The following is a 26,880-nucleotide window of genomic DNA, read 5'->3' as shown; positions in this document are numbered from 1 at the left end:
CGGGGATTGATCATCTCATTCGGGGTTCCGCCAGCCTCCCGGTCGGCTGCCGGCGGTTGCCCGAGGGTCGCCCGTGGTTGCTCAACTCCCCGGATCCTGCCACGCGCACGCCGCAGCGATACCGGGTTCCCGGTGTCCTTCGTCTGTGGTGCCGTACCAGTACGTGCCACGAGGGAGGTTGCGCACGACCAGCTGGGTCAGCTCCCGCAGATCCAGGTGGGAGCGGCCGTTGACCAGCACACGATGGAGCACCTCGGTGACAGGCACATGCCCCTCGGTCTGCTCGAACTGGGTGACCAGCATGTTGTCCGGTTCACACGTCAGGTCAACGATCTCGGCGTGAATGTCGGTGACGTCAAATCCTGCCTTTCGGAGTTTCTTGGGAAGCTTCGCCACCGCCCGGCCCCAGTCTGCCGGGTTGATGAGGACATTCAGGTCGGTGGCAACGTTTCGGCTGTAGAGCGCGCGCTCATCGGCGTCGCTGAGCTCCACGGTGTCAAGCAGTTCCGGGCGCCGTTCCTGTGTCCGCAGCAGCGCCTGATCCCGACGCCACCGGGCGATGCGGCCGTGGTCCCCGGAGAAGAGCACCTCCGGCACCTCTCGTCCACGCCAGGTCCGCGGCTTGGTGTAGCTGGGGCCTTCCAGGAGGCCGTCAGAGAAGCTGTCCTCCTCATGGGAGCTGCGGTTACCGAGGACCCCGGGGATCAGCCGGACGATGGCCTCCGCCATCACCAGCACCGCCACTTCCCCGCCGACGAGGACATAATCGCCGATCGATATCTCCCGCACCCGGTAGCGCTGGGCGGCATCATCGACCACCCGCTGGTCGATCCCCTCGTAGCGGCCGCAGGCAAAGACGATGTGGGACTCATTCGACCATTGTCGGGCCATTTCCTGGGTGAACGGTTCGCCCGCCGGAGTCGGCACGATCAGCAGGGGCAGTTCCCCGGACTCCCCCTCATAAGAGTGTCCGGAAATACCGTTGAGTTCATCGTGGCGTGGAGCATCCAGGTGAGGTGTCGCGGAATCGAGAACTGTGCCATCACGGGTCCCGGCGGCGACGTCGTCCAGGGCGGGTCCCCAGATCTCGGGCATCATCACCATGCCGGGACCGCCACCGAAGGGGGTGTCATCGACGGCACGATGACCACCGCTCGCCCAGTTGCGCAGATCGTGCACCCCCACTTCGAGGATCCCCCGCTCGAGGGCCTTGCCCAGCAATGCGTGGCGCAAGGGATCCAGATACTCGGGGAAGATGGTGATGACATCCAGGCGCAGGCGAGGATCGGTTTCTTCAGGATTGCTCACAGCCTCAACGGTACCAAGCGCGGGGCCCGTTCCCCTTTCCCGCTGACACGGCGGGGGCTAACGTGGAGTCATGAGACAGATCGCACGAATCCCCAGCGTCGTCGCGGCCACGGTGTTCGGTGGGGCCGTCCTGCTCAGCGCCTGCAGCGGGACTCCGGCCGAATCCGGGAATCAGCAGGTTACCGGCAGCCAGGAAACCGCGACCACCACCGTCGGCGCAGGAGACGGCGAGGCAGCGATGTCCGACCCGTCCGGTGCGACCGGTCCCCCAGCCAAAAGCCAGCCACCGGCTGCCACTCCCTCGCCGGCCAACCCCTCGGAGGGATCTTCGGGACAGCCTCCACCCGCAGCCACCTCCTGTGACACCGCGGCCCTGGAGATTTCAGTCGTGCAGCAGCAGGGGGCCGCAGGCAGTCTGCTCTACACCCTCGGCTTCCGCAACGTTTCCGACGCCAAGTGCAGCCTGCACGGGTTTCCGGGGGTGAGCCTCGTCGGATTCGACAACGGCACCCAGTTGGGCCAGCCTGCTGTCCGCGAGGGTGAAGCCGCCGAACCGGTCCTGCTGGCGCCGGATGCGAGCGGCTATGCCTCGCTGCGGGTCACCCGTGCCGAGAACTTTGCCGCCGAAGCCTGCGGGATTGTCCCGGCAAACGGGTTGCGCATCTATCCGCCCGACCAGACGGCCGCCGCCTACCTCCCTCTCGAGGGCGTCAACGGCTGTGATTCCCGGGACGCTGAGCTGCTGTCAGTCCGGGCGGTCTTCGACAGCCCCCAGTAGGAACCCAGCGTCCGCGGCTCCTGAGAAGCACAGGCCTGGAGAAGCACAGCCTCCCAGGGACACGGCCCGCCGCACACGTCGACCCGAGGACAAACCTTTCGGCGGGCCGAAGACTTCCCGGTGGGGGCCCCGCGGCACGGGGTCCGCAACCGGGGAGAATACGCAGCCCCTCAGGCAGCGACGCCACGTCAGTGGCGCCGCCCGGGTGATCACAGGTCGAGCAATCCCTCCGGCGGAGTGATTGTGCACGTCCCCGCCTCCAGATCCACCTCGGGAACTATCTCGTGCACGAACGGCACCAGTGTCTCCTTGCCCCCGGACAACTCCACCTCGAGAATGTCTCCACCCGGGCCGTGCATCACTCCGGTCACGACCCCGATCCCGCGGTCCCCGTGGATGACTTTCAATCCCTCGAGTTCATGGTCGTAGAATCCGTCGTCCTCCGCCTCGCTGACCAGTGGTGCCCCGAAGAACTTCGTGCCGCGCAGGGAATCCGCGGCTGTCCGATCGGCGACCTCCTCAAATTTCACCAGCAACCGACCCTGGTGTGCCCGGGACGCTGCCACGGTGAGCCGGTGCTCTTTACTCGCCTGGCGTCCGGTCAGCACTTCCCCTACCGCATAGCGGATTTCCGGTTCATCGGTGGTGACCTCGACGGCCACCTCTCCCTTGATGCCGTGGGATTTCACCACGCGTCCGATCATCAACTCCATGGCCACTGAGTTTATGGCATCCCGCAACAAGGGGTGTTCACCCGCTCCTGTGAAGCCACCCCGCCATGCACGCTGCACGCGAAGTACGCGCCACATCATCTAAGCCACACCGACCTCACCGGCAGCCTCGGTCTCTCCCGGCGTCCCCGCTGCAGGAGCACCGGTGGGAGGGCCGGTTCCGTCACCCCGCACCACGTTCACCACCGCCCGCGAGCTTCCTGCCGCCAGGTGGTGGCGAAACGGAGGGTTTTCGCCGAGAATCAGGAGCACCTGACCGCCATCGCCATGATTCTGGCATGTAAGGAGCAATCATGACCCGCCCCACTCACCCGGCAATGACTGTCCTGCGGGCTCTGGAAGATGCCCCCGCACCGCAGCCCGGGAAACCTCGTCCGGCTGTCACGCGCCTGTTACAGGGGGACGGGGCGAACCTGATCGCCTTCACCTTCACCCCTGGACAGTCCTTGCCCGATCACCGCTCGGCTCACCCCATCACGGTGCAGTGTCTGGCGGGCAGTCTTGACTTCGGCTGCAACGGTGAGACGGTCCAGATGTCACCGGGTGTCGTGCTGCATCTGCCGGCGCAACTGACCCACCGGGTCGACTGCCCCGAGGACACGGAAGGTGAAGCAGTGCTTCTGCTGATGATGCTGACCGGCGAACGGCCCAGCAACTAGCCTCGGAATCCGCCGCCACAGCAAAGAAAACACCGCCCCTCCCCTCAAAACGGGGATGGGACGGTGCGAGAAAGATCCGGGATGACTACTCCTCGGTGGACTCCTCCGCCGGAGCCTCCTCGGCAGCCTCAGCAGCGGCCTTTTCCTCGGCCTCCTTCTCGGCGGCGGCCTTGGCGTCAGCCTCTTCCTTGGCCTTCTTCTTCTTTTCGGTGACGGCCTCCAGGGTCGGGCCGTCATTGGCCTCGGACAGGGCCTGGTTGAACAGGTCCAGCTTGGAGGGCTTCTCCTCAGCGGTCTTGAGGGTACCCTCGGCACCCTCGAGACCCTTGGCCTTCTGCCAGTCGCCGGTCACCTTCAGCAGGGCGAGGACCGGCTCCGTCGGCTGGGCGCCCACGCTCAGCCAGTGCTGGGCACGCTCGGAATCGATCTTGATCAGCGAGGGCTCCTGCTTCGGCTCGTAGATGCCGATGTTCTCGATGACCTTGCCGTCGCGGCGGGTGCGGGCGTCGGCGACGATGATGCGGTAGTGCGGGGTGCGGACCTTACCGGTACGCTGCAGCTTGATCTTGACAGCCATGGTGGCTCCTTTTGGTCACTGGGCAGTTCAGACACCCGCCGCTTCTCGGCGGGTCGGTTCAACCCTTGGATTAACCTGCGTGTGACGCACCGGTCGACCGGGGTCGAGCACGGTGTAACGCAGGAAAGATTTTCGGTGTCAGGCAGCCGCCCGGCAAGGGTGACTCCATAACCTCCCGTACTATACCGGGTGCCCGGCCGCGATAAAAATCGTCTTCCCCGGTATAACGGAGTGCTTTATTTTCACCGGAGCGGTACATTGAGGACGTGCGTTCCCCTGTTTCCAGCTCATCCGAGCTCATCAGGTACTTTGACGAATCCCGGATTGAGCCGCTCTTTCTCTCCTGCGACCTGGCTGCGCTGGATACCTATCTGGCCGGCCCCGGCGTCGATGCGCGGGGCCGGCACGAGGAAACCCTGCTCATGCGTGCCGCCGACGAGCACAACCTCCTCGTGCTCTCCCATCTCCTGTCCGCCGGTGCGGATCCTCTGCTTCACGACGCCGCGGGACGCACCGCCCTGCATCATGCCGCGCTCGCCGGCAACGACGCCGCCGCCGAGCTGCTGATCGCAGCCGGCGCCGAGGTGGACGCACGCGACAATGACGGCCGGACCGCGCTGTGGCATGCCGCTGCGCTCCACCTGCCTGATTCGGCGATCGTCGATGTCCTGCTCCGCAGCGGGGCCGGCGGCCGCCTCCGTGATGACCGCGGGGTCAGCCCCGATGACATGCTCTGAACCCCCGCTGAGGCCCGAGTCGGCGCGTTCAGTCCCCGCCCAGTTTGATGCCCCGGACCGCCCAGCCGGCGAGGAGAATCACCAATCCCGCGCTGCTCAGCGCCCACCACACCGGCTGTGCGGCATCGGCGAACCCCGCCAGTCCCTCGTCCCCCAGTCGGGAGACGAGCACGGACCCGAAAACCGCGGCCCCGAGCGAGTTACCCACCTGACGTGAGGTTGAGGTCACCGCGGCGGCGGTGCCCGCCTGGTCCTTCGGCAGGCCGGACACCGCGGCGTTGGTGATCGGTGTGTTGACGATGCCGAATCCGGTTCCGTACACGGCGAACGCCATCATGAGATACCACAGCGGGGTGTCCGCACCGATACCGTTCATCAGCAGTCCCGCCACCGCCATCACAGCACCGGCGATCATCAGTGAGGGTGCCGGCCCGAAGGCTCCCACCATCCGGCCTGACACCGACGCGCACAATGCCACCATCAGCGCCAGTGGAACAGTCAGCATGCCGGCCTGCAGTGGCTCGAAGCCACGTGCCTGTTGCAGGTAGAGCGTGATGACGAACAAGAACCCGCTGGTGGCGGAGAATGCGACGACCGCGCTGATCACAGCAGCGCTGAACGGCCGCGACCGGAAGAAGGAAGGTGACAGCAACGGTTGCTCGGTCCGGTTCTCCCACCACAGGAAGAGCAGGACCGCCACCACCGCCCCGAGGAAGCAGGTGAGCACGAAGGGGTGCGACCAGCCCAGGGCAGCCCCCTCGATCAGTCCGGCGTTCACCCCCAGGAGAAAAACCACCATCAGAACCTGGCCGGGAGGATCCAGTCGGCGGGGTGAGGCGGCACTGGATTCCGGGATGAAGCGCGCGGCGAGGATGATCGCGGTGAGAGCCACCGGAATATTGATCCAGAAGACGGCGCGCCAGCTGATCAGGGTGACCAGCAGTCCTCCCACCGGCGGGCCGATGGCCATGGCCAGGCCAATCGCCGCACTCCAGGTGCCCAGGGCCCGGGCCCGCGCTTTCGGCTCCAGGAAGGTGTTGGTGATGATCGACAGCGCCACCGGGTTCAACATGGATCCCCCGACCCCCTGCACCACCCGGGAAGCGATGAGGACCTCGGCGTTGGGGGCGAAGGAACTGACAAGGGAGCCCAGGGCGAAAAGGCTGAGCCCGGCCTGGAACACCCGGCGCCGTCCGATGCGGTCGGCGACTGATCCCGCCAGCATCAACAGTCCGGCCGTCGACAACGCGTAGGCGCTGACGACCCACTGCAGTTGGCTGACCGACGCTCCGAGGCTGTCATTCATCTGTGGGAGCGCCACATTGACCGCGTACATGTCCATCCCCACGATGAACACACTCATGCAGCAGGTCCACAGCACCAGGCGGCGGGAGCGGTCGTCCAGCCGGTCCAGACCGTCGGTACCGGTGATGCGCGGTGTCCGCTGCGGCGTACGCTGATGTCTTCTCATTCCGCTACCTCGTCCTGCTGTCCTGCGGTCCCGGTCCTCCCGGAGATCCGGCACATTCCGGAACCCGGATGCCATGACCGTGCACCTTAGCGGAGTGTGCCGCCCCTGCGCGCCCGCACGACCGCTGCCCGCCCTACACCGGGGACCACCCGGCGCTGAACACCTGCGCCCCAGAAGCCCGACGCAAACAGAGGAAAACGGCCGGACGCGTGGTCCGGCCGTGTGCTCCGCGTGCCCCGTTGCACCGGGGCGGCAGCTACTTGTTCTTGCCCTGCCCGAAATCGAGGTTGTCTAAGTCGATGTTCTCCATGCCCTTGGGTAGCTTCGGCATCCCCGTCATGCCGCCACCCCCGAGACCTGGCATCTTGCCCATTCCCGGCATGCCACCGCCCTGCTGCATCTGCTGCTGCATCTGCTGGAGCTGCGCCATGTCCGGCATACCGCCCGGCATCTGCGGAGTTCCACCACGACGCTGCTTGGCCGGCTTGCGCTTGCCGCCCTTGCCCTTGCGGCCCTTGGGCTTCTTCTTCGTGGCGCTGCGGGACGGCCCACCCATGCCGAACTGGCCGGCCATCTTGCCCATCATCTTCTTGGCTTCGAAGAAGCGTTCCACCAACTGATTGACGTCGGCGACCTGGACACCGGAACCGGCGGCGATGCGCTTGCGGCGGGAGGCGTTGAGAATCTTCGGGTTGTCCCGTTCGTCCGGCGTCATGCCGCGGATGATGGCCTGGATCCGGTCGAGCTGCTTCTCATCGACCATGTCGGCCATGTCGTTCATCTGCTTGCCGCCGGGCAGCATCTTCAGCAGGTTGCCCACCGGACCCATCCGGCGGATCATCAGCATCTGATCCAGGAAGTCCTCCAGGGTCAGCTCGCCGGTTCCCAGCTTTGCGGCGGTCTCCTCCGCCTTCTGCTGGTCGAGGACGGTTTCCGCCTGCTCGATCAGGGAAAGCACATCGCCCATGCCGAGGATCCGGCTGGACATCCGTTCCGGATGGAAGACATCGAAGTCCTTGAGCTTTTCACCGGTGGAGGCGAACATGATCGGCTTGCCGGTCACCTCACGGATCGACAGCGCTGCACCGCCACGGGCATCGCCGTCGAGCTTGGTGAGCACGACGCCGGTGAAGTCCACGCCGTCGCGGAAGGCCTCCGCGGTGGTCACCGCATCCTGACCGATCATCGCGTCGATGACGAACAGGACCTCATCGGGGTTGACCGCGTCGCGGATGTCGCGGGCCTGTTGCATCAACGTCTCATCGATGCCCAGGCGACCCGCGGTATCCACGATCACGATGTCGTGCTGGGAGCGCTTGGCCTCCTCGATGCCGGCCTGCGCCACCGCCACCGGGTCACCGTGAGAGGTACCCATCTCATGGTCGGAGGAACCCAGTGAGGTGCCCGGGTCCGGGGCGAAGGTCTTGACCCCGGCGCGTTCGCCGACGATCTCCAGCTGCTGGACCGCACCTGGGCGCTGCAGGTCACAGGCCACGAGCATCGGGGTGTGTCCCTGGCCGGAAAGGTGGAGGGCGAGCTTACCGGCCAAGGTGGTCTTACCGGCGCCCTGAAGGCCGGCGAGCATGATCACGGTGGGCGGATTCTTCGCCAGGTTCAGCCGCCGGGTCTCGCCGCCGAGAATGCCCGTGAGCTCCTCGTTGACGATCTTGATGACCTGTTGCGCCGGGTTGAGCGCCTCGGAGACTTCGGCTCCGGTGGCACGTTCCTTGATGCGTTTGATGAAGCCGCGGACCACGGCCAGTGAGACGTCGGCCTCGAGGAGGGCGAGTCGGATCTCCCGGGCGGTGGCGTTGATGTCCGCCTCAGTCAGTTTGCCCTTGCCGCGCAGCCCCTTGAGCGCGCCGGCCAACCGATCGGACAAAGACTCAAACACGTGTGCACTCCCTTGGGATCCATTGTGTGCGTTGCTGGTTTAACTCCCCCATGTTAGCCGGTGGCCAGCATCCGGGTCACGTCGCGTTCAACTTGGGCGCGTTCAACGGGGGCCGCCAACTCACACTGCACCAGCATCGTCGCACCCAGCTTCCGGCTCGTCAACCAATTGACCTCAGGCAACACACCGATCAGCGTCCCGATGACACCCAGGCGGTCGGCGGTGCGCACCTCGAGGACGCTACCGCGCCACACCACTGCGGTGGGCGCGGGAGAGAGCTGCGGCAGAGTGGAGTGGACGCCGGACTTGTAGGTCTGGACGAATCCGGCCGGATCCAGGTGCATGGTCACCAGGGAACGGACATGGAAGATGCCGTGCCAGGTGCCGTCCGGCCGGTGGTCCAGGCGCACCTCCTCGATGTTCCAGGACTTCGCGGCGATCACCGCCAGTACCCGGACGCTGCTCCGCAGGTACTCCCCCCGCCAGTTGACCATTCCGGCGCCGGGGTCATCGGGGACGGCGTGCATGCCGATCTCGGTGGCGGAGAACACCATCGGGTGCCGGGGCCGCAGGTCGGTGAGTTTGTGCCGGGCGCGGCGCACCAGGATCTCCAGGCCAGCCGCCAGTCGTCGGTTCCAGATCCCCGGACCGGTGGCTTTGGCGTCCGCCTCGGTCAGGACCGCGAGCAGGTTCAGGGTCAGCAGATCGTGGTTGACGGCCTCAAGGAGCTCGCCCAGCGCCTCATCCGAATAGGGATCGCGGCTGGCCACCAGGCGGGCGATGGTGGTGTGTTCGGCGACCAGAGAGCGTAGGCAGGACCGGTCGCGGTGGCTGAGCCCCATCACGGCCGCCATGTGCGTCACGAACCTGGCCCCCACCTGTTCATGGGGGCGGCCGTAGCCCTTGCCCAGGTCGTGGAAGAGGGCAGCGACGAGCAGCAGATCGGGGCGGGCGACAGTCACCGAGGCTGAGGCGCAGTTGGCGACGGTGCTCAGCAGATGCTGGTCGATGGTGTGGATGTGGCTCCGCTCGCGGGGCAGACGGCCGCGGATATGCGCCCACCAGGGCAGCAGCCGGGTCCACAGGCCATGTTCGTCCATCTCGTTGATCACCCGGCGGGAATGATCGGGTGAGGACAGGGTGGCGATGAAGTCATCGACCATCACCTTCATCCAGGTGCCGGGCAGGTCCGGCAGCTCCCCCAGCTGTTGCCACGCGGATGCGGCCACCGGCAGCCCCGTGCGGGCCGCGGCGGAGGACACCCGCAGCAGCAGGCCGGCGTCGGTGAGGTCGGGGTGCCGGCTGAGGGTGATGCGTCCGCCGGCGTCGACCACGTCGACGTCCAGGGGACGCCGCGCCCCTGGGCCGGCACCGCCCCGCCGGCCGACGGCCCGGCGGGTGACCACCGCGCGGGCGGTGTTCAGCGCGCGGTTCACGGCGTCGTCAATGGCACGGGCGCCCTCAGCCAGCTCAGCGGAGAGGGCGTAACGGTCGCGGAAACCGAGGTCCGCGGCGACGTCTGCGGCGAACTCCGGGTCCAGGACGTCGCGGGCACGGCGGCTGTGCAGGTGCAGCAGGGTGCGGGCGTCCAGCAGCAGGCGGTGCTGCGCGCCGAGTTCGGGGACGTCGGCGAGGTTGGCCAGTGCCAGGGCGTTGAGCAGGGCGATGTCGCGGAGTCCGCCACGGCCGTGCTTGAGGTCCGGGTGGGTCATCGCCACCACGGATCCGGAGCGGCGCCACCGGGCGATGGCGGTTTCCACCAGGGCGTCGAAATGGCGGCTGATCTCGGTGCGCCAGCGACGCAGCACCAGCTGCCGGGTGCGGGCGCTCAACTCAGGGTCCCCGCCCAGGTGCGTCAACTCAAGCAGTGCCAGTGCCGCGGTCGAGTCGGCACTGATCATGTCGCCACATTCGGTCGGGGTTCGCACCGCGTAGTTGAGCCGGTACTTGGCGTCCCAGATCGGGTACCAGAGCGCCTCGGCCTCCGGTACGGACAACTCCCGGCCGGCCGGGTGCAGCAGGATCAGGTCCAGGTCCGAATAGGGCGTCATCTCCGACCGGGCCAGGGAGCCGGTGGCCACCAGCGCCGTGCCGACCGGGATCGGTAGGGTGTCCAACAGCGCCCGGGCCCGTTCGACCGCGCGCTGCCGGAGCAGCGCCGGGTCAAGCGGGCCCGGGGAGGTGGCTGGATCAGACCGCGTCATCGTCGCGTTCGCCCGTGCGCACACGGATCACCTGCTCGACGTGGGTGACCCAGACCTTGCCGTCACCGATCTTGCCCGTGTGCGCCGCACCGACGACAGCGGCGAGGACGTCATCGAGCATCCCGTCCTGGGTCACGATCTCAACCTTGACCTTCGGCACGAACTCGGTGGCGTACTCGGCCCCGCGGTAGACCTCGGTGTGGCCGTGCTGCTGGCCGAACCCCTGCGTCTCGGTGACGGTCATGCCGTGCACACCGAGCCGGTCCAGGGCTTCCCGGATGTCCGCGAGGGTGAAGGGTTTGACCACTGCTGTCACAAGCTTCATGTCAGATCTCCTGCTTCGTCGTTTCCTGTGCCGTCCCGGATGGAGCATCCCCCAGGACCTGCCCCGCCCGGGCCGGCCGCCCGGCAGTCGCGGGGTCCGCTTCCGGGCCCGCCGCGCGAATGGCACCCTCCGAGTCTACCGGCGCCGCGGTCACGCGCGGGGCAGGTGTGTCCGCCTCCCCCGACCCGTCCACCCGGATCCGGGCCGGCTCACCGGCCGCCAGCTGCAGCCCGCGGGAGTCGTAGGCGGATTCGCGGTGCTGGTCGACGTCGATGCCGGTGAACTCGGCCTCTCCGGTGACCCGCCACCCCAGCGTGACCTTGAGGGCAAGCGCGATCACGACGGTGACGACGGCGGCGAAGGCCACGGCCACGGCGGCGATGACGGTCTGGACGACCAGGAGCCGGAACCCGTCCGCTCCCCCGCCGACGAACCAGCCGCGGTCGGTGGCCAACAGTCCGACACCGAGGGTGCCCCACAGGCCAGCGACCAGGTGCACGCCCACCACATCCAGGGAGTCATCGAAGCGGAAACGGTACTTCAGCCCCACTCCCAGGCAACCCAGCGCGCCGCCGACGGCACCGAGCAGCAGCGAGGTCACCGGGGTGAGATCACCCGCGGCCGGCGTGATGCTCACCAGGCCCGCGACGACACCGGAGGCGGCGCCGAGGGAGGTGGGTCGGCCGTCGCGGAGCTTCTCGACGCCCAGCCATCCCAGCATCGCCGCGGCGGTGGCTGCGGTGGTGTTGAGCCACGCCAGGCCCGCGAGACCATCGGCGGCGAAGGCGGATCCCCCGTTGAACCCGAACCAGCCGAACCACAGCAGTGCCGCCCCCAGCATGACCAACGGCAGACTGTGCGGCCGGTGCGGGGAGGCCGGGAAGCTGCGACGACGCCCGACCACCAGCGCGAGCACGAGTGCCGCGGTGCCCGCGGAAATGTGGACGACCGTACCGCCGGCGAAGTCGATCGGTGCGATGCTCGCCTCCCCACCGGTGGTGCCGAAGAGCCAGGCGGCGAAGCCGCGTTCACCGTGGCCCAGGAGTCCGCCTCCCCAGACCATGTGGGCCAACGGAAAGTAGCAGAGGGTGACCCAGAGTCCGCTGAACGTCAACCAGGTGGCGAACCGGACTCGTTCAGCCAGTGCCCCGGAGATCAGAGCGGTGGAGATCACCGCGAAGGTCAGCTGGAACGCGATGTCGATGGTGTTGGCGTAGCCGCCGGAACCGGCGAGATAGTTTCCGGCTTCGTCCACCACCGCGCCCCGGAGGCCGAAGAACTCGAATGGGTCAGCGAGAACACCGCCGAGGGACCGGGTGCCGTAGGACATGGACCAGCCCCACAGAATGTAGACGGTGCTGACCACCCCCAGGGCCCCGAAGGACATCATCATCATGTTCAGCACGCTCTTCTGCCGGGACATCCCGCCGTAGAAGAACGCCAGCGCCGGGGTCATCAGCAGCACCAGCGCCGCCGAGATCAGCATCCAGGCGGCGTTGCCCGACGCCATCATCACTTGTTGCTCCGTCATGGTCCTTGCCCTTCCTGTGAGGGGTTGACTTGGGTGCCGCGGCCCGGGAGCTCGACCGCGATAAAATAACTATAGAACGACAGGTTCACTTTTCGATAGACCTACAGTTATCTTTTTTGTTCCGGGTTCAGGCACGGGAAAACCCCGGCCACCGGAACAGGATCCGGTGGCCGGGGCAGAGGGAGACGAAATGGGCGACTAGCCGAGCAACGCGTCCACGAAACCCTCGACCTCGAAGGGAGCGAGGTGATCCGCGCCCTCGCCGAGACCGACGAGCTTGACCGGCACGCCGAGTTCCTCCTGGACCTGGAAGACGATGCCGCCCTTGGCGGTGCCGTCCAACTTGGTCAGGACGACACCGGTGATGTCGACGACCTCGCGGAAGGTCCGGGCCTGCAGCAGCCCGTTCTGGCCGACGGTGGCGTCAAGGACGAGCAGCACCTCATCGACGTCGGTCTTCTTCTCCACCACGCGCTTGACCTTGCCCAGCTGGTCCATCAGCGGAGTCGAGGTGTGCAGCCGCCCGGCGGTGTCGATGAGCACCACATCTGCCTGCTCCTCCACGCCGCGGGCCACGGCGTCGAAGGCGACGGAGGCCGGATCCGCCCCCTCCGCGCCACGCACGGTGGTCGCCCCCACGCGGTTGCCCCAGGTCTCGAGCTGATCCGCGGCGGCGGCACGGAAGGTGTCGGCGGCTCCCAGGAGCACTTTGTGCCCCATGGACACCAGCACGCGGGCGAGCTTGCCGGTGGTGGTGGTCTTGCCGGTGCCGTTGACGCCGACGACGAGGACCACGGCCGGCTTGCCCTCATAGGGCATCGCCTTGATGGAACGGTCCAGTTCGGGGCGGGCGGCCTCGACCAGGGTCTCGCGCAGCATCGCGCGGGCGTCGTCCTCACTGGTCACCCCGCGCTCGGCGATCTTGTCCCGGAGGCTGTCGACAACCTTCATCGTCACCGTGGTGCCGAGGTCCGCCATGATCAGCGTGTCCTCGATCTCCTCCCAGGCGTCCTCGTCCAGGTCACCAGCGGTCAGGATACCGAGCACGCCCTGGCCGATGACGTTCTGCGAACGCGACAGCCGGCCCCGCAGCCGACCGAGTCGGCCGGCCGCCGGGGCGATCTCCTCCATCGGCTCCGGAGCGGGTTCGGCCGGGGTGTCCGGCACCGGAGTCTGCTCCCGGGCGGCTTCGGCACCTTCTGCGGTGACCTGGGCGGCCTCGGCGGCCTCCTCTGCGGCAGCGACATCTTCGGCGGCGACATCTTCGGTGTCGACATCCGGTTCTCCGGTCGCCTCCTCCTGGGCAGGTACGTCCGGAGTCTCCGCCCGGGTGTCGTGTTCGCCCTCGGCCAGCTCCGGTTCCGTGCCGGTTTCCCGCGCGGCGGATGCTGCGGCGGCAGCCGTCCCCGCGGTCGCGGCGGTACCGGCATCCGGCGCGGTGTGCTCGACCGGTTCAGTCAGCTCAGCAGCGGTGTCCGCCGGCTGTGCCTGATCGGCGGAAGGCTGCCCTGCGGCCGGCGTCTCCTCCACTGCGGCCCCGGCAGGTGCGGCGCTTTGCTCCTGTGGCTTCTCATCCTCGGTGTCCTCCACCACCTGGTAGTTTGCGGTGGCTTCCGGCTGCGGACCACCTGGCTGCTCAGCGGCGTCATCCAGCTCATCCGGCGCCTGCTCCGTCGGGGCGCCCGGCGCAGTCTCCTCGACCACGCGGTAATGGTCCTGGCTGGCGGTCTTCTCCGCAGCGGCGTAATCCCCCTCCAACGCCTCAGACTCAAGGGAGGTGTCACCGGTCTCGTCCGGAGTCTGGGCGACGTCCTGCCCGCGGGCATCCGGCTCTCCGGTTCCCCTCGCCGCACCGGCGGCAGGGGCAGCGACATCACCGGTGGAATCTGCCGGGGACTGTGCCGTTCCCGTCCCCTCGGCGAGCTCGTCGCCCTTAACTGCGGCGGCCGCATCCGCTGCATTCCCCTGCGAGGGGGTGCCCTCACCACGCTTCGGCGGTGCGGTGTCCCGCTGCAGTTGCTCAGAGTCCTTGCCGGATGTGTCGGCGGCCACGGAGGGTGTCGCCGGCTGGGCCGGCGTGACCGGGGGTACCGAGGGCGCCTGCTTCGGGGGCTGATCCGGCTTCAGAGTCTGGTCGACACGCAGCTCCGGCTCCTTCTCCGCCGGTTTGGCGGGCGCGAAGTTGAAACCGCCCTGGGCCTGGTAGTTGCCGGACTTCTCCTGCTGGGTTAGTTCCTTGGGCTCTTCGTCTTTCGGCTTTTCAAAGCTCACCGTCTTCGACTTGCGCCGCATCAGGCCCACCACCACGAGAATGATGAGCAGGAGCAGTACAACAACGACAATGCCGATAATCAGGGCTGTGTTGGATATCATGCCCTCCATAGTGGCACCGTGCACCCGAATTCTCACCCGGGACACGGCCAGAGGGCCCCGGGAGACACCCGTTTCCTCCGGTGGAGTCGCACAGTGGAGTCCGTTGCACCTCCGTCAGCCGCACCCCCCGGGTGATCTGCGGTGCACGCCGGCAGACCGACCCACCCCGTCCCAGCGTCGCAGTCCGAGGGCCCACCGGGGCCTGGCCGGAAACAGTCAGCATCCCGCCGGCATCCGCCGTCCCAGGTCAGGAGACGATGCCCGGATACTTCGCCGCCAACACCATGGCCTCGGCGGAGATCAGGTCACCGGTGACCAGATCGGGAACGAGGTCGGCTAGTTGTGCCCACCCTCGCGCTGCCTTGTCAAGGGTACGGGATTTACCCATGAGGCCATGCGCGTGCATCCGCGCGGAGAGCGCGAAGACCAGGGAGACCACGGGAGCGAGTGCCCAGGCGTTGTCCCGGTCCTCGGTGTTCACGCCGTCGAGCTTGTCGAAGCGGATACGCGCTGAGGAGTACAGGCTCCGGTCCGAACTGCGCAGGGCGCGCAGCAGAGACACAGCAGGTTTGATCAGGCCTTCGCTGGTCAACAGCTCCACCAGCTGTTCACGCTTGCGGAAGGTCTCGAACACGGCCAGCAGTCGGGGGCTGTCCGACATGATGGGGCCCGGCACGATGTCGGCGTTGGCGAAGAACATCTGCAGCAGGGTCTCCTGCTGGGCGGGTTCCATCTTGGCGATCATCACCGTGGACTGGTCGATGCAGGCGGTGTCCAGGGTGGAGTCCCGGCCCGTGGCGAGGGTGTCCAGGAGCGTCTTGCCAGCGATCTTCTCCAGCAGGCGAAGCTGTTCCCGGACCTCGGCCTTGGCCTCCCTGGGCGCGATCGCCGCCGCTTCGCCTTCCGCGTTCTCCAGCTGCTCGAAGAGACCCGGCAGTTCCCCGAGCATCTCCAGCGCTCCGATCCACGCTGCCCGGTGGGAGTCCCGGGCAGCTGCTGACACCTCCTCCTCGGATGCCTCCGTGCCATCCGCCTCAGTGGACTCCGCTGCCGGGGAGAACGGCACGTTGACCAGGCCGGAGGCGATGACCCGTCCCGGCTGTTGATCAGCGGGCACGAGCGAAGCGGACAGGGCGGCCAGAGCCTCATGCGGGTGAGCCTCGAGGACCGCCTGAATGCTGGACCGGTTGATCACTCTCTCGCCGCCGTCGAAATCGCCGGTGGCCCAGCTGGCCACGTGATCCCACAGGACCGGTAGGACCTGCGGATCGGTCGGCGGCTGTTCGCTTTCTCCGGACAGGAAGGCGGAGAGCTCTGTCAGCGGTGCGGTCTGCCCCGCAAAATGACCGGCCTGTTCGGCACGCTGCGCCCCGACGGTGGGCTTGAGCGGCGCCCGAAGATTCATGAAGGGGTCTTCGGTGTGCAGCTGGACCAGCAGCGGGCCGGCGTCCACGAGGGCGTCGGGAAGCGGCGTCGCGGATCCGGTGATCCGGAGGGTTTGGGCCGGTGCCCACGGGGCGGTCTCGGGCCAGATCCAGGCGGCGAGCCGGCGGTCGCGGGCCGGATCGGCGAGGATCAGGTTGCCCTCCTCCACCGTGATGCCGGAGGCGTGCTGGGTGGCGTTGATCTGCGCCAGGTTCACTGTCACCCGCTTATCCGAGAGCAGGCAGGTCCACTCGAACTGCAGCCGCCCGGACGGCAGCACCGCGGTGGCCGCGGCGATCTGGGACATCGGCGCGGTCCAGGTGATCCCCCCGTCGGCGCTGCTCAGTTTGATGGAGCGCAGCGGGGACCCGTGGTGATTGATGATGGACACCCGCGGGGTGCCCATGTTGCCGGTGCCCCGGATCCGCAGCGTGCCGGCCGCGTCGATCTGTCGCGGCTCCAACTCGAGGCGGGTGGTGCGCCACATCGGCGGATAGCTGGTCAGCGGCACCTCAAAGGCCAGGCGCGGCGGGGTGAAGCGCAGCGGGAGCTGGTCCCCTTCCTCGGTGCTGACCGCAAAGTTCGCCCCGGCCGCGTCGGGCGCGACACTGATGGCCCGCGGGGTGACCTCGAAGGACTTCGCGCCGCGACCCACGCTCAGCTGGGCCTCGCTGAGGCCGCCCTGGGCCGGGATGCGCACGGAGTGGCACAGGCCCGCGATATCGGTTTCGGCGATCATCCCCTCGACGATGGCGTAACGGTGCCGGAAGGATTCGTTGCGCGGTCCCCGCAGGCGGATCAGGTACTCCCCCACCCAGGGCGAGTCATAGGCCTCCGGATCGAAGATGTGGAAGATGCCGCCCTCGGCGGGCACTGCCAACGGCTCCGGGTCAGCCACGGCCTCGCCGGCCTCCCCGATGCCGGAGTAGGCGGAGATCGACAGGTACCAGATCTCGTCGGTGCCGGAGAGCGTGGGAGGGAACTCGGCGATAAGGGATTCCGGATAGACCGACAACCCGGCGCCCGAACGGACGTTGCGCACCGCCGGGGCAGGGTGCCGGAAGCGGACGCGCTGGCGGGGGTCAACACAGCGGAGCTGGTGCATCGCCGACGGCGCCTGTCCGGGACGCACGACCTGCAGCGAGGCCACGTGCGAGGTGTCGAGGCGCCGGCAGAGCCAGGAATTCCAGCCCTGCACCGCAAAGGAATCCAGCACCGGGATCTCGTCACCGGTGACCACGTCGATCAGTTGCGCGTCCTCGGGGGTGACCACGTAGATCTCGGAGTGGTGGAGGGAGGCCTTGTCCGAGAGGTTCTGGCCGTTGGCGGCGAAGATCAGCACCGGGTCCTCGGAGTCGACCAGGGGCACGACCCAGGTGATCCCGTTGGTGGTGTCCTGCACGGTGGCCTCGCGCACCTGGTGTTCCACGGTGACGTCCAGCGCGGCCGCGTAGGTGGGTTCGCCCCAGGGCCGACCGGTGCGGAAGATGCGGGTGGTGCCCTCCAGCGAGACCCGCCAGGACACCTCTCCGCCGTCGCCTTCGGCGGCACCGGCGACGCGCTGCTCCGGCAACCGGAGACAGACCTTGCGGCGTTCGGTGTCCAGGATCAGCCGGGGGCGCAGTTCGCGCGGTGCCACGCCCACGGCGTAGTCGCGGTCCGGGGTGCCGACGGGACGTTCCCGCAGCTCGGCCTCCACGGCCTCCGCCACGAGTTTCGGCAGTGCCGGCTGCAGACCGCTGCGGTTGCGGTCCAACCAGGAGGTCGGGTGGATGGTGGAGAACCGGCGCAGCTCCTGCACACCGTCGAGCACCGTCGCCAACCGGTGCGGTGCCAGCTGGGCGACGGCGGCGGTGACCGGCAGTCCGACCGGTTCTTCCTCATCCTCCTCGTCGACCGGCAGCTGGGACAGATAGGAACCGTCCGCCAGCTGGGCGACCACGGTGGCACCGTCGGTGTCCGCGGGAAGTTGGTCCAGCAGGCCCAGTAGGCCGGCGACCTCGGAGCCGGTGACGCCGGCGTGCGCGGCCAGCACGGTCACGGCGTCGCCGCCCGCCGGCTGCGCCAACCCGGTCTTCGCCAGCAGACCGGGTACCCGCTCGTCCACCTCCGCGGCCCAGTCCTCACGCGCGGAGAGCCCCAGCCCCACCAGGTACTCCTGGAAGAAGGCGTTGCGGTCCAGCATGCGGGTGGCCCGGGAGATCAGGGTGGTCACGGTCATCGCCGGCGTGATCTCCAGCAGCTCCCCCAGGTTCGCCCCTGCGGAGACCTGCCGGCTCAGGAAAGTGCCGAACAGGCGGTCCAGCCGCTCCAGCTCATCCGTGTCATAACCGGTGTCCGGGAAATAGGGGTACTCCGCCAGCTCCTGGGCCAGCTTGAGCTCGGTCTGGGAGGCCCAGCCGAGCAGGGAATCTGTCATATCCGCAAATGGGGTGGTCACATCCACGCTTTCAGGTCCGGTGGTGACGCCGCCAGAGCCGGATCCCCGTGTCTCTGACTGCGATTGTTCAGAAGGGTTCAGTGTACTGGTTCAGCCTACGTCGCCGGAAAGGTGTCGGCGACAGCGGCGGCAGAGGACGCCGGGCACCCTTCCTCGACTGACGCCCGCCCGCCGCGACTCCGCCTACGCGCCGCAATTCCGACGGCTCACCGCACGGGCGTCGGCTCGGCGGCGCTGCCGAGCTCCTGCGCGGCGTCCTCGGAGGGGACGTTCTCCGGAGCTTCCGCAACAGCGGCGTCCCGGGGCAGGGCCCGGGTTGCGGCGCCCGAATTCGGGGCCTGGCCGGCCGGGGTCATCCGTTGGCTGATCACCCGGGTGACACCGTCGCCGCGCATGGTCACGCCGTAGAGCACGTTGGCCACGTCCATCGTGGGCTTTTGATGGGTGATGACGATCAGCTGGGAGTCCTTGCGCAGTTCCTCGAACAGGGCGATCAGGCGGCGGAGGTTCACATCGTCCAGGGCCGCCTCCACCTCGTCCATCACGTAGAAGGGGCTGGGCCGGGCCCTGAAGATGGCCACCAGCATCGCCAGCGCCGTCAGGGACTTCTCGCCGCCGGAGAGCAGTGAGAGCCGCTTGACCTTCTTGCCCGGGGGCCGGGCCTCCACCTCGATGCCGGTGGTGAGCATGTCGTCCGGATCGGTGAGCACCAGCCGGCCCTCGCCGCCCGGGAACAGCGTGGCGAACACCCGCGGGAACTGCTCGGATACATCGTGCCAGGCGTCGGTGAACAGCTGCAGGATCTGGGTGTCCACGTCCTCGATCACGTTGATCAGGTCCTGCCGGGCCTGCGTAACGTCAGCGAGTTGGGTGGACAGGAACTCGTAGCGCTCCTCCAGCGCCCGGAATTCCTCCAGTGCCAGCGGGTTGACCTTACCCAGGGCGTTGAGGTCCTTCTCCGCCTGCTTCAGCCGCTGCTGCTCAGCCTGCCGGTCGAAGTCCCCGTCCGGGGTGTACTCGGCCAGCAGATCCGGGATCGCGATACCGAGCTGCTCGGTGGTCTTCTTCTCGGCCTCGTCGATGCGCACCTGGGCCTGGGTCCGGGCGATCTCCGAGTCATGCGCGGAGCCGCTCAGCCGGTTCAGCTGGGCGCGGGCGGCGCTGACCTCGTCCTTGGCCTTCGCCCGCTGCACGTTCAACTGGTTCTTCTGGTTGATCAGCTCATCGCGGCGGGCCGCCGCCCGGGCGGTGGCGTCCTGTACCCGGGCCTGGACGTCGCGGGCGCCGGCCGCCACGGTGCGGGCCAGCTCCGTCTGGTTGCGGCGCTGCTGCATCGCGGCGTCATGGCGCGCGCGGGCCTGGCGTTCCTGGGCGGCCTGGCGGCGCAGGTTATCGCCCTTGCCGGCGACCTGCCCGGCGCGCTCCTCCGCGGTGCGCAGCGCCAGCCGGGCCTCCACCTCCATCGCCTTGATCTGGTTGAGGGCCGACGAGGCCTCGTCGCGGGCCTGTGTGGAAGGTTCCTCGGTGCCGTCCCCGTCATCTTCCACCCGTGCGAGCCGGTCACGGGTCTCGGTCAACTGTTCCGTCAGCTCCCGTAACCGGGCCTCCGCCTGGGTGACGCGCTGTGCGGCGCGGTCGTGTTCGGTCCGGTTGGCTGTGGCCTGCTTGTCCAGGCGGCCGGCCTCCCGCTCCAGGGCGGCGAGCTCGGTGTCATGGTCGCGCAGCTGGGCCTGACACCCGGCGGCGTTGACACGGGTTTCCGCGGCGGCCAGCCGCGCCCCCTCCAGCGTGCCGGAGAGCTCATCCAGTTCCCGCTGGGCCGCGGCCAGTTCGCTCCGGGCGGCCTCGATCCGGGCGGTGACCTCCACGGTGCTGCCCGGGCCCTGGCCCAGTTCGACCCAGCCGGAGCCGAGCAACAACCCCTCTGCGGTGACGGCTCGCAGCCGTGGGTCCTCGGCGACCAGGGTGCGGGCGAGCGCTAGGTCGGGGCAGTACGCGACGTCCGCGAGCAGGCGGGTCACGGGGTCCGCCACGGTGGCGGCGATGCTGATGTGGTCCAACAGCCAGCTCACGCCGGCGGGTAGTTCCGCGGACAGTCGCCAGTCCCCGCCGGGCTCCCCGGCGGCGAGCAGCACGGTGCGGCTGGTTTCGGCGACTCGCAGCTTGTCGACGACCCCGTCGTCCAGCTCGCCGGCCAGTGCCTCGGCGTGCCCGCCCAACGCCGCCGCGAGGGCTCGTTCCACCCCGGGTTCCGCGCGCAGCAGTGTGCCGAGCGGGGCCCAGTCGGCCTCGTCGAGCTGGGCTGCGGCGTCGGCGACGGGCGCGGTCTGCTGCAGCGTCTCGATGCGCGACTGCAGGGTGTAGACGGTCTTCTCGTGTTCCTTCTGCTGGCTGCGCAGTTGTTCCAGGCGCTGCTCCGCGGCCGTTGCCTCGCTGGTGGCGCGGAGGTGTGCCGCCGCCAGGGGTTCGCGCTCGGAGTGGTACTCCGCGACCTGCCCGGCCACCCGGCGGGACTCGGCCTCCGCGGAGGTGGCCCGCTCCAGGGTCTCCGCGCGGGTCTCACTGAGGCGCTCGATAGTCTCCCGCGCGGTGTCGACCTGACTGCGCTGCGATTCTTCGGCAGCCAGCAGCCGGACCACCCCTTCGCGGCGGTCGGCGATCGCGCGCACCTGCGCCAGGTGCTCCTGCTCCGCCGCCCGGGCCGCGGCCTCCCGCTCCTCGGCCTCCTCCCGGATGGATTCCAGTCGTTCGCGCGCGACGTCGACTTCCTCCAGCAGGGTCTCACGCTCCTCGTCAGCGGCGGTGGCGCGGCGATCCAGGTCCTCGGGATCCGGACCCGTGTACTCGAAGACGGCGCCGGTGTTGTCCGCCCGGTCGGTGGCGATCCGCAGCGTGGCGGATACCCGCTCCGCCAGGGTGGACAGGTCGAACCAGAGTTGCTGGGCGGCCTCGACCCGGGGGCTGAGCTCCGAGAGCTCATCCTCCAGGCCCAACTGCACACCGGTGGCCGCCTCCAAGGTCTCGGCGACGGTCTGCACCTGTTCCCGGAGCAGCTCTGCCTGGTGATCGGCAGACTCCAGTGTCCTCCGGAGCCCGATCACCCGGTCCCCGGCGAGCCGCAGGCGGGCGTCGCGGAGATCTGCCTGGACGGTGGCGGCCCGCTGGGCGGCCTCCGCCTGTCGGGCCAGGGGTTTGAGCTGGCGGGACAATTCGCCGGTCAGGTCGGAGAGCCGGTCCAGGTTCGTCTGCATGCCGGTCAGCTTGCGCTGGGCCTTCTCCTTTCGGCGACGGTGCTTGAGTACCCCGGCAGCCTCCTCGATGAAGGCCCGACGGTCCTCTGGCCGGGACTCCAGGATCTGGGAGAGCCTGCCCTGTCCGACGATCACGTGCATCTCGCGGCCGATGCCGGTGTCGGAGAGCAGTTCCTGGATGTCCATCAGTCGGGCCTTGGTGCCATTGATCTCGTATTCGCTGGCACCGTCCCGGAACATCCGCCGGGTGATGGAGACCTCGGCGTAGTCGACCGGCAATGCCTGGTCGGCGTTGTCGATGGTCAGCGTGACCTCGGCGCGGCCGAGCGGCCGACGCTCCCCGGCGCCGGCGAAGATGACGTCCTCCATCTTGCCGCCGCGCAACGTCTTCGCGCTGTGTTCGCCCATCACCCACGCCAGCGCGTCGACGACATTGGACTTCCCGGAGCCGTTGGGACCGACGACCGCGCAGATACCCGGCTCGAACTTCAGGGACGTCGACGAGGCGAAGGACTTGAACCCCTTGAGCGTCAACGATTTTAAATGCACCGGGTGATCCTAACATTGCCGGTCGTGGGAACACGGTAGCGAAAAGCCTGTTCAGCCACGGCGCTCACCGACGACGTTCGGCTCCCGCTCAGCCCGGGGACGGAGGGGTGCCGAGCCGGCGGAACAACTCCGGACCCAGATGATGCAGCCTCCCCCGCCAGGGCCAGGCCAGCTCGCCCACGGCCAAGCGGCGCGCCAGCTCCGTGAGCGACACCCACTCCGCATCCGCCACCTCCGCCGGATCGGGCCGGACCCGCCCCGGCGGGGCCACCTCGGACAAGGACACGGTGTAGAGATCCACCAGGCAGGGCTCATACCGGTCCAGTCCGGGACTGTTTTCCCGGTGGCGGCCCACCCACGTCAGCGCTCCCGGCGGCACCGTCAACCCGGTCTCCTCCCGCAACTCCCGTGCCGCCCCCGAGATACCGCTCTCCCCCGACAACACGGCACCACCCGGAAGCTCCCAGTCCAGCGCCATGTCCTTGCCGGCGGCCCGCCGGGTCAGCAGGACACGACCGTCACCGCGGTGCACGCACACGGTGGAGACCAGGTGGAAACACCCGGCCGGCATCGGGTCACCACGCCGGTGGATCCGGTGAACGGGGATCCCGGCGGCATCGAGGAGATCCCAGTACTCGGGCTCAGCGCTCGACAAACCCGCTCTCGCCCTTCGGTTCGGACCACTGCGCCACGACGGTGCCCACCGTGCCGGGACGGCCCTGTTCGGCGGGTTGGCACTCCAGCAACCCGAGCAGTTTCTCTGTAGCGGCGCGGGAGCCTTCCGCGGTGACGCAGACGCGGCCGTCGGGAAGGTTCTTCGCCGAGCCGGCAAGCCCCAGTTCCAGTGCCCGGGAACGGGTCCACCAGCGAAACCCCACGCCCTGGACCTGCCCGTGCACCCACGCTGTCAACCGGATCTGTTCACTCAAGGGCTTTCATCGCTTCCCGGTAGTTGCGCGTGGCGGAGTCATCGCCGGTCCAACACACGATGTTCCGGACCCCGGGGAGCATGTCCCGGTGGAAGACCGGGTCCACGCCGACCTTCTTCTGCCGCGTGAAGTTGCGCAGCAGCTTCGCCGCGACATGACCCAGGGGGACGATCGCACAGAGGTTGATGACGACCATGAGACCGGCGAAGGTGTCACCGAGGGACCAGATCAACGGCACCGAGCTGATGGCGCCCAGGAAGACGCAGAGCAGCACGATGATCCGGAACCCGTTGAGTACGAGTTTGGAGTCCGTGAAGTACTGGATGTTGGCCTGGGCGAGGTAGTAGTTTCCCAGTACGGAGGAGAACGCCAGGAAGAACATCACGATGGTGATGAAGTGAATGCCCCAGTCGCCGACGACCGTGGCCAGCGCCTCCTGGGTCAGCGAGGAGGACTGGATGTCCCCGGCGGCATAGTCCACGCCGGAGAGCAGGATGATGAAGGCGGTGATGGAGCAGACGATGATGGTGTCGAAGTAGACGCCGAGGGTCTGCACCAGGCCCTGCTTGACCGGGTGGGAGACGGTGGCGGTGGCGGCGGCGTTGGGCACCGAGCCCTCGCCGGCCTCGTTGGAGAACAGGCCGCGGCGCATGCCGTTCATGAACGCCAGCCAGAACGCGCCCCAGACGGAGGCGCTGGCCACCGGTCGGAAACCGAAGGCGCCGGCGATGATGTCGGTGATCATGGCCGGCACCATCTCGAAGTTGACCACGATCACGAGTACCCCGACGATGATGTAGGCGCCGGCCATGAACGGCACCATCCACTGGGTGACACTCGCGATGCGCTGGACGCCCCCGAAGATGACCAGGGCCGCGAGCGCCGCCATGCCCAGCCCGATCAGTGCCTTCGCCCCGGTCGACGGGGTGCCCAGGGACACGGTGATCGCCTCCACCACTGCGTTGGACTGCAGGGCGTTGTAGACGAAACCGAACGTCAGGGTGATGGCCACGCCGAAGATCGCGGCCAACCACCGGGCGTTGAGTCCGAGGGTCATGTAGTAGGCCGGGCCGCCCCGGTAGCTGTCGCCGTCCCGGACCTTCCACAGCTGCGCGAGCGTGGACTCGATGAAGGAGGTCGCGCCGCCCACCAGGGCGATGATCCACATCCAGAACACCGCCCCGGGCCCGCCGAGGGTGATCGCCAGAGCCACCCCGGCGACGTTGGCGGTGCCCACCCGGGAAGCGGCGGAGATGGTGAAGGCCTTGAAGGCGGAAATGTCCTGGGACTTCCCGCCCGCTTCCGTTCCGTCAGCCTCCCCGGGCTTTTCCACGACGGCCTTGAACATGTCCGGGATCATGCGGACCTGGACCAGCAGCGTGCGGGCCGCGAAGTAGAGGCCGGCGGCGACCAGCAGGAAGGGCAGAATCATCCAGAGCGGATCATTGATGACGTCGGTGACAAACGTCTCGATCGAATGCATGACGGCGATGCTACCCATGTCACACCGCGAAAGCAGGAAGGCGGGGCGGGAAACTGCCGCGGACCCCGCGGGCCCGGTTCACCGGGCCGTCAGCGGGTCTGGCAGCCGGGACAGTAGTGGGTGGAACGGTTCGTCCAGGTCACCCTGCGGATCGGGGTACCGCAGCGGGGGCAGGGTTCCCCTTCCTGGCCGTACACGTTCAGAGAGCGGGAGAAATAGCCGCTATCGCCGTTGACGTTGACGTAAAGGGTGTCAAAACTCGTCCCGCCGGCGGCCAGCGCGCGTTCCATGACCGTCCTGGCCTCCCCCAGCAGCTCCACGGTATCGCGCTGAAGCAGCGCCGACGCCCGGCGCATCGGCTTCACCCCGGCCGCCCACAGTGTCTCATCAGCGTAGATGTTGCCGATGCCGGAGACCACCGTCTGGTCCAGCAGGACCCGCTTGATCTCCGAACGTCTGCCCCGGATCTTCCGGGCGGTGGCCGCGGCGTCGAAGCCCGGCTCCAGTGGGTCCAGAGCGATGTGGGTCACCGGCAGGGGCACGCCTGCAGCATCGGTGTCGGTGTGCAGCCACCGGCCGAAGGTGCGCTGATCCACGAAGGCCAGCTCCACTCGGGCCCCGGTGGCCGAGGTCAACCCGGCTCGGATGCGCAGGTGTGGGGAGGTGACCATTCCCGGCTCCCCCACCAGCATCTGACCGCTCATCCCCAGGTGGACGAAGAGCGCGGTGTCCGCGTGCCCGTCGGTGCGGCCGTTGCCGAGATTCAGCCAGAGATACTTGCCACGGCGCCTGATGTCGGTGATCACCGCACCGTCGAGTAGGACGGACAAGCTTCCCTCCTGCCCCCGGTTGGCCCGTGGGTGCAGCACCTCGGTGCTCTCGAACTGGGCGCCGAGGAGATGGTCGGCCAGCCCACGCCGGACAACCTCCACCTCCGGAAGCTCTGGCACGCTACCTCAGCTCCCCACGCAGCTTCCGGTACGCCACCCGGGCCGCCTCCTGCTCCGCCAGCTTCTTGTTGGTGCCCTCGCCGGCACCGAGGACCTTCGCCCCCACCATGACCTCCGCGGTGAACTGCAGATCATGGTCCGGCCCCGTGGACGTGGACTGGTAGACCGGCATCGGGAGCTTGCGCTCGGCGAGACGCTCCTGCAGTGTCGTCTTCCAGTCCTGGTGCAGGCCGGTGGAGGTGGCGGAGTCGATCTTCTCCGCGAACAGGCGCAGCACCACATCGCGTGCGGTCTCAAACCCGTGTTCCAGGTAGATGGCACCGAGCAGGGCCTCGGTGGTATCGGCGAGAATGGACTCCTTGCTGCGCCCCTCGGTCACCAGCTCGCCCCTGCCCAGCAGGATGTGACGACCGAGCTCGATCTCGCGGGCGATGTCGGCCAACCCGTAGCGGCTGACGATCGAGGCCCGCATCTTGGAGATGTCGGACTCCGGGCGGGAGGGGTACTGCACGTACAGCTGGGTGGCCACCGACAGGCCGAGCACAGCATCGCCGAGAAACTCGAGCCGCTCATTGTTGGGCAGATGACCGTTTTCATTGGCGAAGGAGCGGTGGGTCAGTGCCAGCCGCAGCAGCTCCGGGCGCAGGGCCACCCCCAACCGCTCGATCAGCGGGGCGTGATCCACCGCGGTGAAAGCCTGCTCCAGAGCCTCGTCGCCGGTGAGACGATTTTTCCGTCGGCTCACTTGAACTTCTCCAGCCCGGCCCAGCGGGGGTCGATGCGCTCCTCTTCGCCGGACACCCCGTCCGGTGCGGGAACGTCGCTGTCTTCGGGGCAGCCGCCCTCACAGACCGGGTTGAACGGGAGGGACAGGCCGGCTTCGTCGATCACCGACTGGAGCAGGTCGATCTTGTCGTCCTCGATCATCGGCAGCTCGTCGTCCTCGTCGTCCTCGGATTCATCCCGGGTGACAAAGTCCTTGTGCGCCGCGAACACGGCGTTGACGTGCAGATCGTGGGCCGGGGTGAGGGGGCGCAGACACCGGGAGCACTCGCCCTGCAGGGTGGCGTGCACCTGCGCGTCCGCCATGATCCCCTCGCCCAGCGGGGTGAGCACGGCGTCGACGGTGACCTCACCGCCCTCGGGGATCGCGATCATCTCGGGCCCGATCCTGATCGGGCTGGGGCCGGTCTTCTGGCGTTGCTCCGGCATACCGGAACCATGAAGCAGTCCGGTCACATCAAAAATAAATGGTGAAGTCATGA

19 protein-coding genes and 1 pseudogene are annotated in these 26,880 nt (G+C 68.1%); 3 read left to right on the top strand and 17 right to left on the bottom strand.

Annotated elements, in window-relative coordinates; all coding sequences use genetic code 11:
* Positions 1 to 81: 81 nt before the first annotated feature.
* A complete protein-coding gene (trmD, locus tag ACQCVD_RS00310) occupies positions 82 to 1,278 on the bottom strand; it encodes a tRNA (guanosine(37)-N1)-methyltransferase TrmD (protein ID WP_426822069.1) in 1,197 nt (398 codons plus the stop codon).
* 100 nt (positions 1,279 to 1,378) lie between these two features.
* On the opposite strand from trmD, the gene ACQCVD_RS00305 reads away from it, so the two are divergent.
* Positions 1,379 to 2,086 carry a DUF4232 domain-containing protein gene (locus ACQCVD_RS00305; RefSeq protein WP_426821692.1) on the top strand — a complete coding sequence of 236 codons (708 nt, stop codon included), beginning with the start codon at positions 1,379 to 1,381 and terminating at the stop codon, positions 2,084 to 2,086.
* Between the two features lie 209 nt (positions 2,087 to 2,295).
* Here the strand turns inward: ACQCVD_RS00305 and rimM are convergent, their stop codons facing one another.
* Positions 2,296 to 2,799 (bottom strand): ribosome maturation factor RimM, encoded by a 504-nt coding sequence (rimM, locus tag ACQCVD_RS00300; protein ID WP_426821691.1) that lies wholly within the window; start codon positions 2,797 to 2,799, stop codon positions 2,296 to 2,298.
* 311 nt (positions 2,800 to 3,110) lie between these two features.
* Between rimM and ACQCVD_RS00295 the strand changes: the two genes are divergently transcribed.
* On the top strand, positions 3,111 to 3,476 hold the full coding sequence (locus ACQCVD_RS00295; protein WP_426821690.1) for a cupin domain-containing protein: 366 nt from the start codon (positions 3,111 to 3,113) through the stop codon (positions 3,474 to 3,476).
* A gap of 85 nt (positions 3,477 to 3,561) precedes the next feature.
* On the opposite strand, the gene rpsP is transcribed toward ACQCVD_RS00295, so the two are convergent.
* Positions 3,562 to 4,053: a 30S ribosomal protein S16 gene (gene rpsP, locus ACQCVD_RS00290; protein WP_426821689.1), complete on the bottom strand. Its 492-nt coding sequence runs from the start codon at positions 4,051 to 4,053 to the stop codon at positions 3,562 to 3,564.
* A gap of 266 nt (positions 4,054 to 4,319) precedes the next feature.
* Here rpsP and ACQCVD_RS00285 point away from each other — a divergent pair, with 266 nt between their 5' ends.
* Positions 4,320 to 4,790, top strand: a complete 471-nt coding sequence (locus ACQCVD_RS00285; protein ID WP_426821688.1) for an ankyrin repeat domain-containing protein — start codon at positions 4,320 to 4,322, stop codon at positions 4,788 to 4,790.
* A 28-nt stretch (positions 4,791 to 4,818) separates the two neighbouring features.
* On the opposite strand, the gene ACQCVD_RS00280 is transcribed toward ACQCVD_RS00285, so the two are convergent.
* The 14 genes and pseudogenes from ACQCVD_RS00280 to ACQCVD_RS00215 form a co-directional block, all read right to left on the bottom strand.
* Positions 4,819 to 6,261 (bottom strand): MFS transporter, encoded by a 1,443-nt coding sequence (locus ACQCVD_RS00280; RefSeq protein ID WP_426821687.1) that lies wholly within the window; start codon positions 6,259 to 6,261, stop codon positions 4,819 to 4,821.
* 256 nt (positions 6,262 to 6,517) lie between these two features.
* Positions 6,518 to 8,155 carry a signal recognition particle protein gene (gene ffh, locus ACQCVD_RS00275; RefSeq protein WP_426821686.1) on the bottom strand — a complete coding sequence of 546 codons (1,638 nt, stop codon included), beginning with the start codon at positions 8,153 to 8,155 and terminating at the stop codon, positions 6,518 to 6,520.
* A gap of 53 nt (positions 8,156 to 8,208) precedes the next feature.
* Positions 8,209 to 10,359 (bottom strand): [protein-PII] uridylyltransferase, encoded by a 2,151-nt coding sequence (locus ACQCVD_RS00270; RefSeq protein ID WP_426821685.1) that lies wholly within the window; start codon positions 10,357 to 10,359, stop codon positions 8,209 to 8,211.
* On the bottom strand, positions 10,346 to 10,684 hold the full coding sequence (locus tag ACQCVD_RS00265; RefSeq protein WP_426821684.1) for a P-II family nitrogen regulator: 339 nt from the start codon (positions 10,682 to 10,684) through the stop codon (positions 10,346 to 10,348). Before ACQCVD_RS00265 ends, ACQCVD_RS00270 begins: the two co-directional genes overlap by 14 nt.
* A 220-nt stretch (positions 10,685 to 10,904) precedes the next feature.
* Positions 10,905 to 12,215 (bottom strand): annotated as a pseudogene (locus ACQCVD_RS00260) (ammonium transporter); the annotation flags it as partial.
* A gap of 198 nt (positions 12,216 to 12,413) precedes the next feature.
* A complete protein-coding gene (ftsY, locus tag ACQCVD_RS00255) occupies positions 12,414 to 14,588 on the bottom strand; it encodes a signal recognition particle-docking protein FtsY (protein WP_426821683.1) in 2,175 nt (724 codons plus the stop codon).
* A 247-nt stretch (positions 14,589 to 14,835) separates the two neighbouring features.
* Positions 14,836 to 18,432, bottom strand: coding sequence for a hypothetical protein (locus ACQCVD_RS00250; protein WP_426821682.1), 3,597 nt, complete (start codon positions 18,430 to 18,432; stop codon positions 14,836 to 14,838).
* Between the two features lie 227 nt (positions 18,433 to 18,659).
* Complete coding sequence (gene smc / locus ACQCVD_RS00245) at positions 18,660 to 22,253, bottom strand: chromosome segregation protein SMC (RefSeq protein WP_426821681.1); 3,594 nt, start codon at positions 22,251 to 22,253, stop codon at positions 18,660 to 18,662.
* Positions 22,254 to 22,341: 88 nt separating this feature from the next.
* The gene (locus tag ACQCVD_RS00240) at positions 22,342 to 22,908 is read right to left on the bottom strand and encodes an NUDIX domain-containing protein (protein WP_426821680.1); all 567 of its coding nucleotides are present in this window, start codon (positions 22,906 to 22,908) and stop codon (positions 22,342 to 22,344) included.
* Positions 22,895 to 23,182 carry an acylphosphatase gene (locus ACQCVD_RS00235; RefSeq protein WP_426821679.1) on the bottom strand — a complete coding sequence of 96 codons (288 nt, stop codon included), beginning with the start codon at positions 23,180 to 23,182 and terminating at the stop codon, positions 22,895 to 22,897. The genes ACQCVD_RS00240 and ACQCVD_RS00235 overlap by 14 nt, the downstream gene beginning before the upstream one ends.
* A complete protein-coding gene (locus ACQCVD_RS00230; protein WP_426821678.1) occupies positions 23,175 to 24,665 on the bottom strand; it encodes an alanine/glycine:cation symporter family protein in 1,491 nt (496 codons plus the stop codon). The genes ACQCVD_RS00235 and ACQCVD_RS00230 overlap by 8 nt, the downstream gene beginning before the upstream one ends.
* Positions 24,666 to 24,754: 89 nt before the next feature.
* Positions 24,755 to 25,615 (bottom strand): bifunctional DNA-formamidopyrimidine glycosylase/DNA-(apurinic or apyrimidinic site) lyase, encoded by an 861-nt coding sequence (mutM, locus tag ACQCVD_RS00225; protein ID WP_426821677.1) that lies wholly within the window; start codon positions 25,613 to 25,615, stop codon positions 24,755 to 24,757.
* 1 nt (position 25,616) lies between these two features.
* Positions 25,617 to 26,360, bottom strand: a complete 744-nt coding sequence (gene rnc, locus ACQCVD_RS00220; protein WP_426821676.1) for a ribonuclease III — start codon at positions 26,358 to 26,360, stop codon at positions 25,617 to 25,619.
* Positions 26,357 to 26,878, bottom strand: coding sequence for a YceD family protein (locus tag ACQCVD_RS00215; protein WP_426821675.1), 522 nt, complete (start codon positions 26,876 to 26,878; stop codon positions 26,357 to 26,359). The genes rnc and ACQCVD_RS00215 overlap by 4 nt, the downstream gene beginning before the upstream one ends.
* Positions 26,879 to 26,880 lie beyond the last annotated feature (2 nt).

Origin of the sequence: Corynebacterium halotolerans (assembly GCF_050107895.1) — a bacterium.
In the GTDB taxonomy this organism is placed as follows: domain Bacteria; phylum Actinomycetota; class Actinomycetes; order Mycobacteriales; family Mycobacteriaceae; genus Corynebacterium; species Corynebacterium halotolerans_B.
The sequence above is the reverse complement of the archived record's forward strand: the minus strand, read 5'-3'. Positions and strand labels throughout refer to the sequence as shown.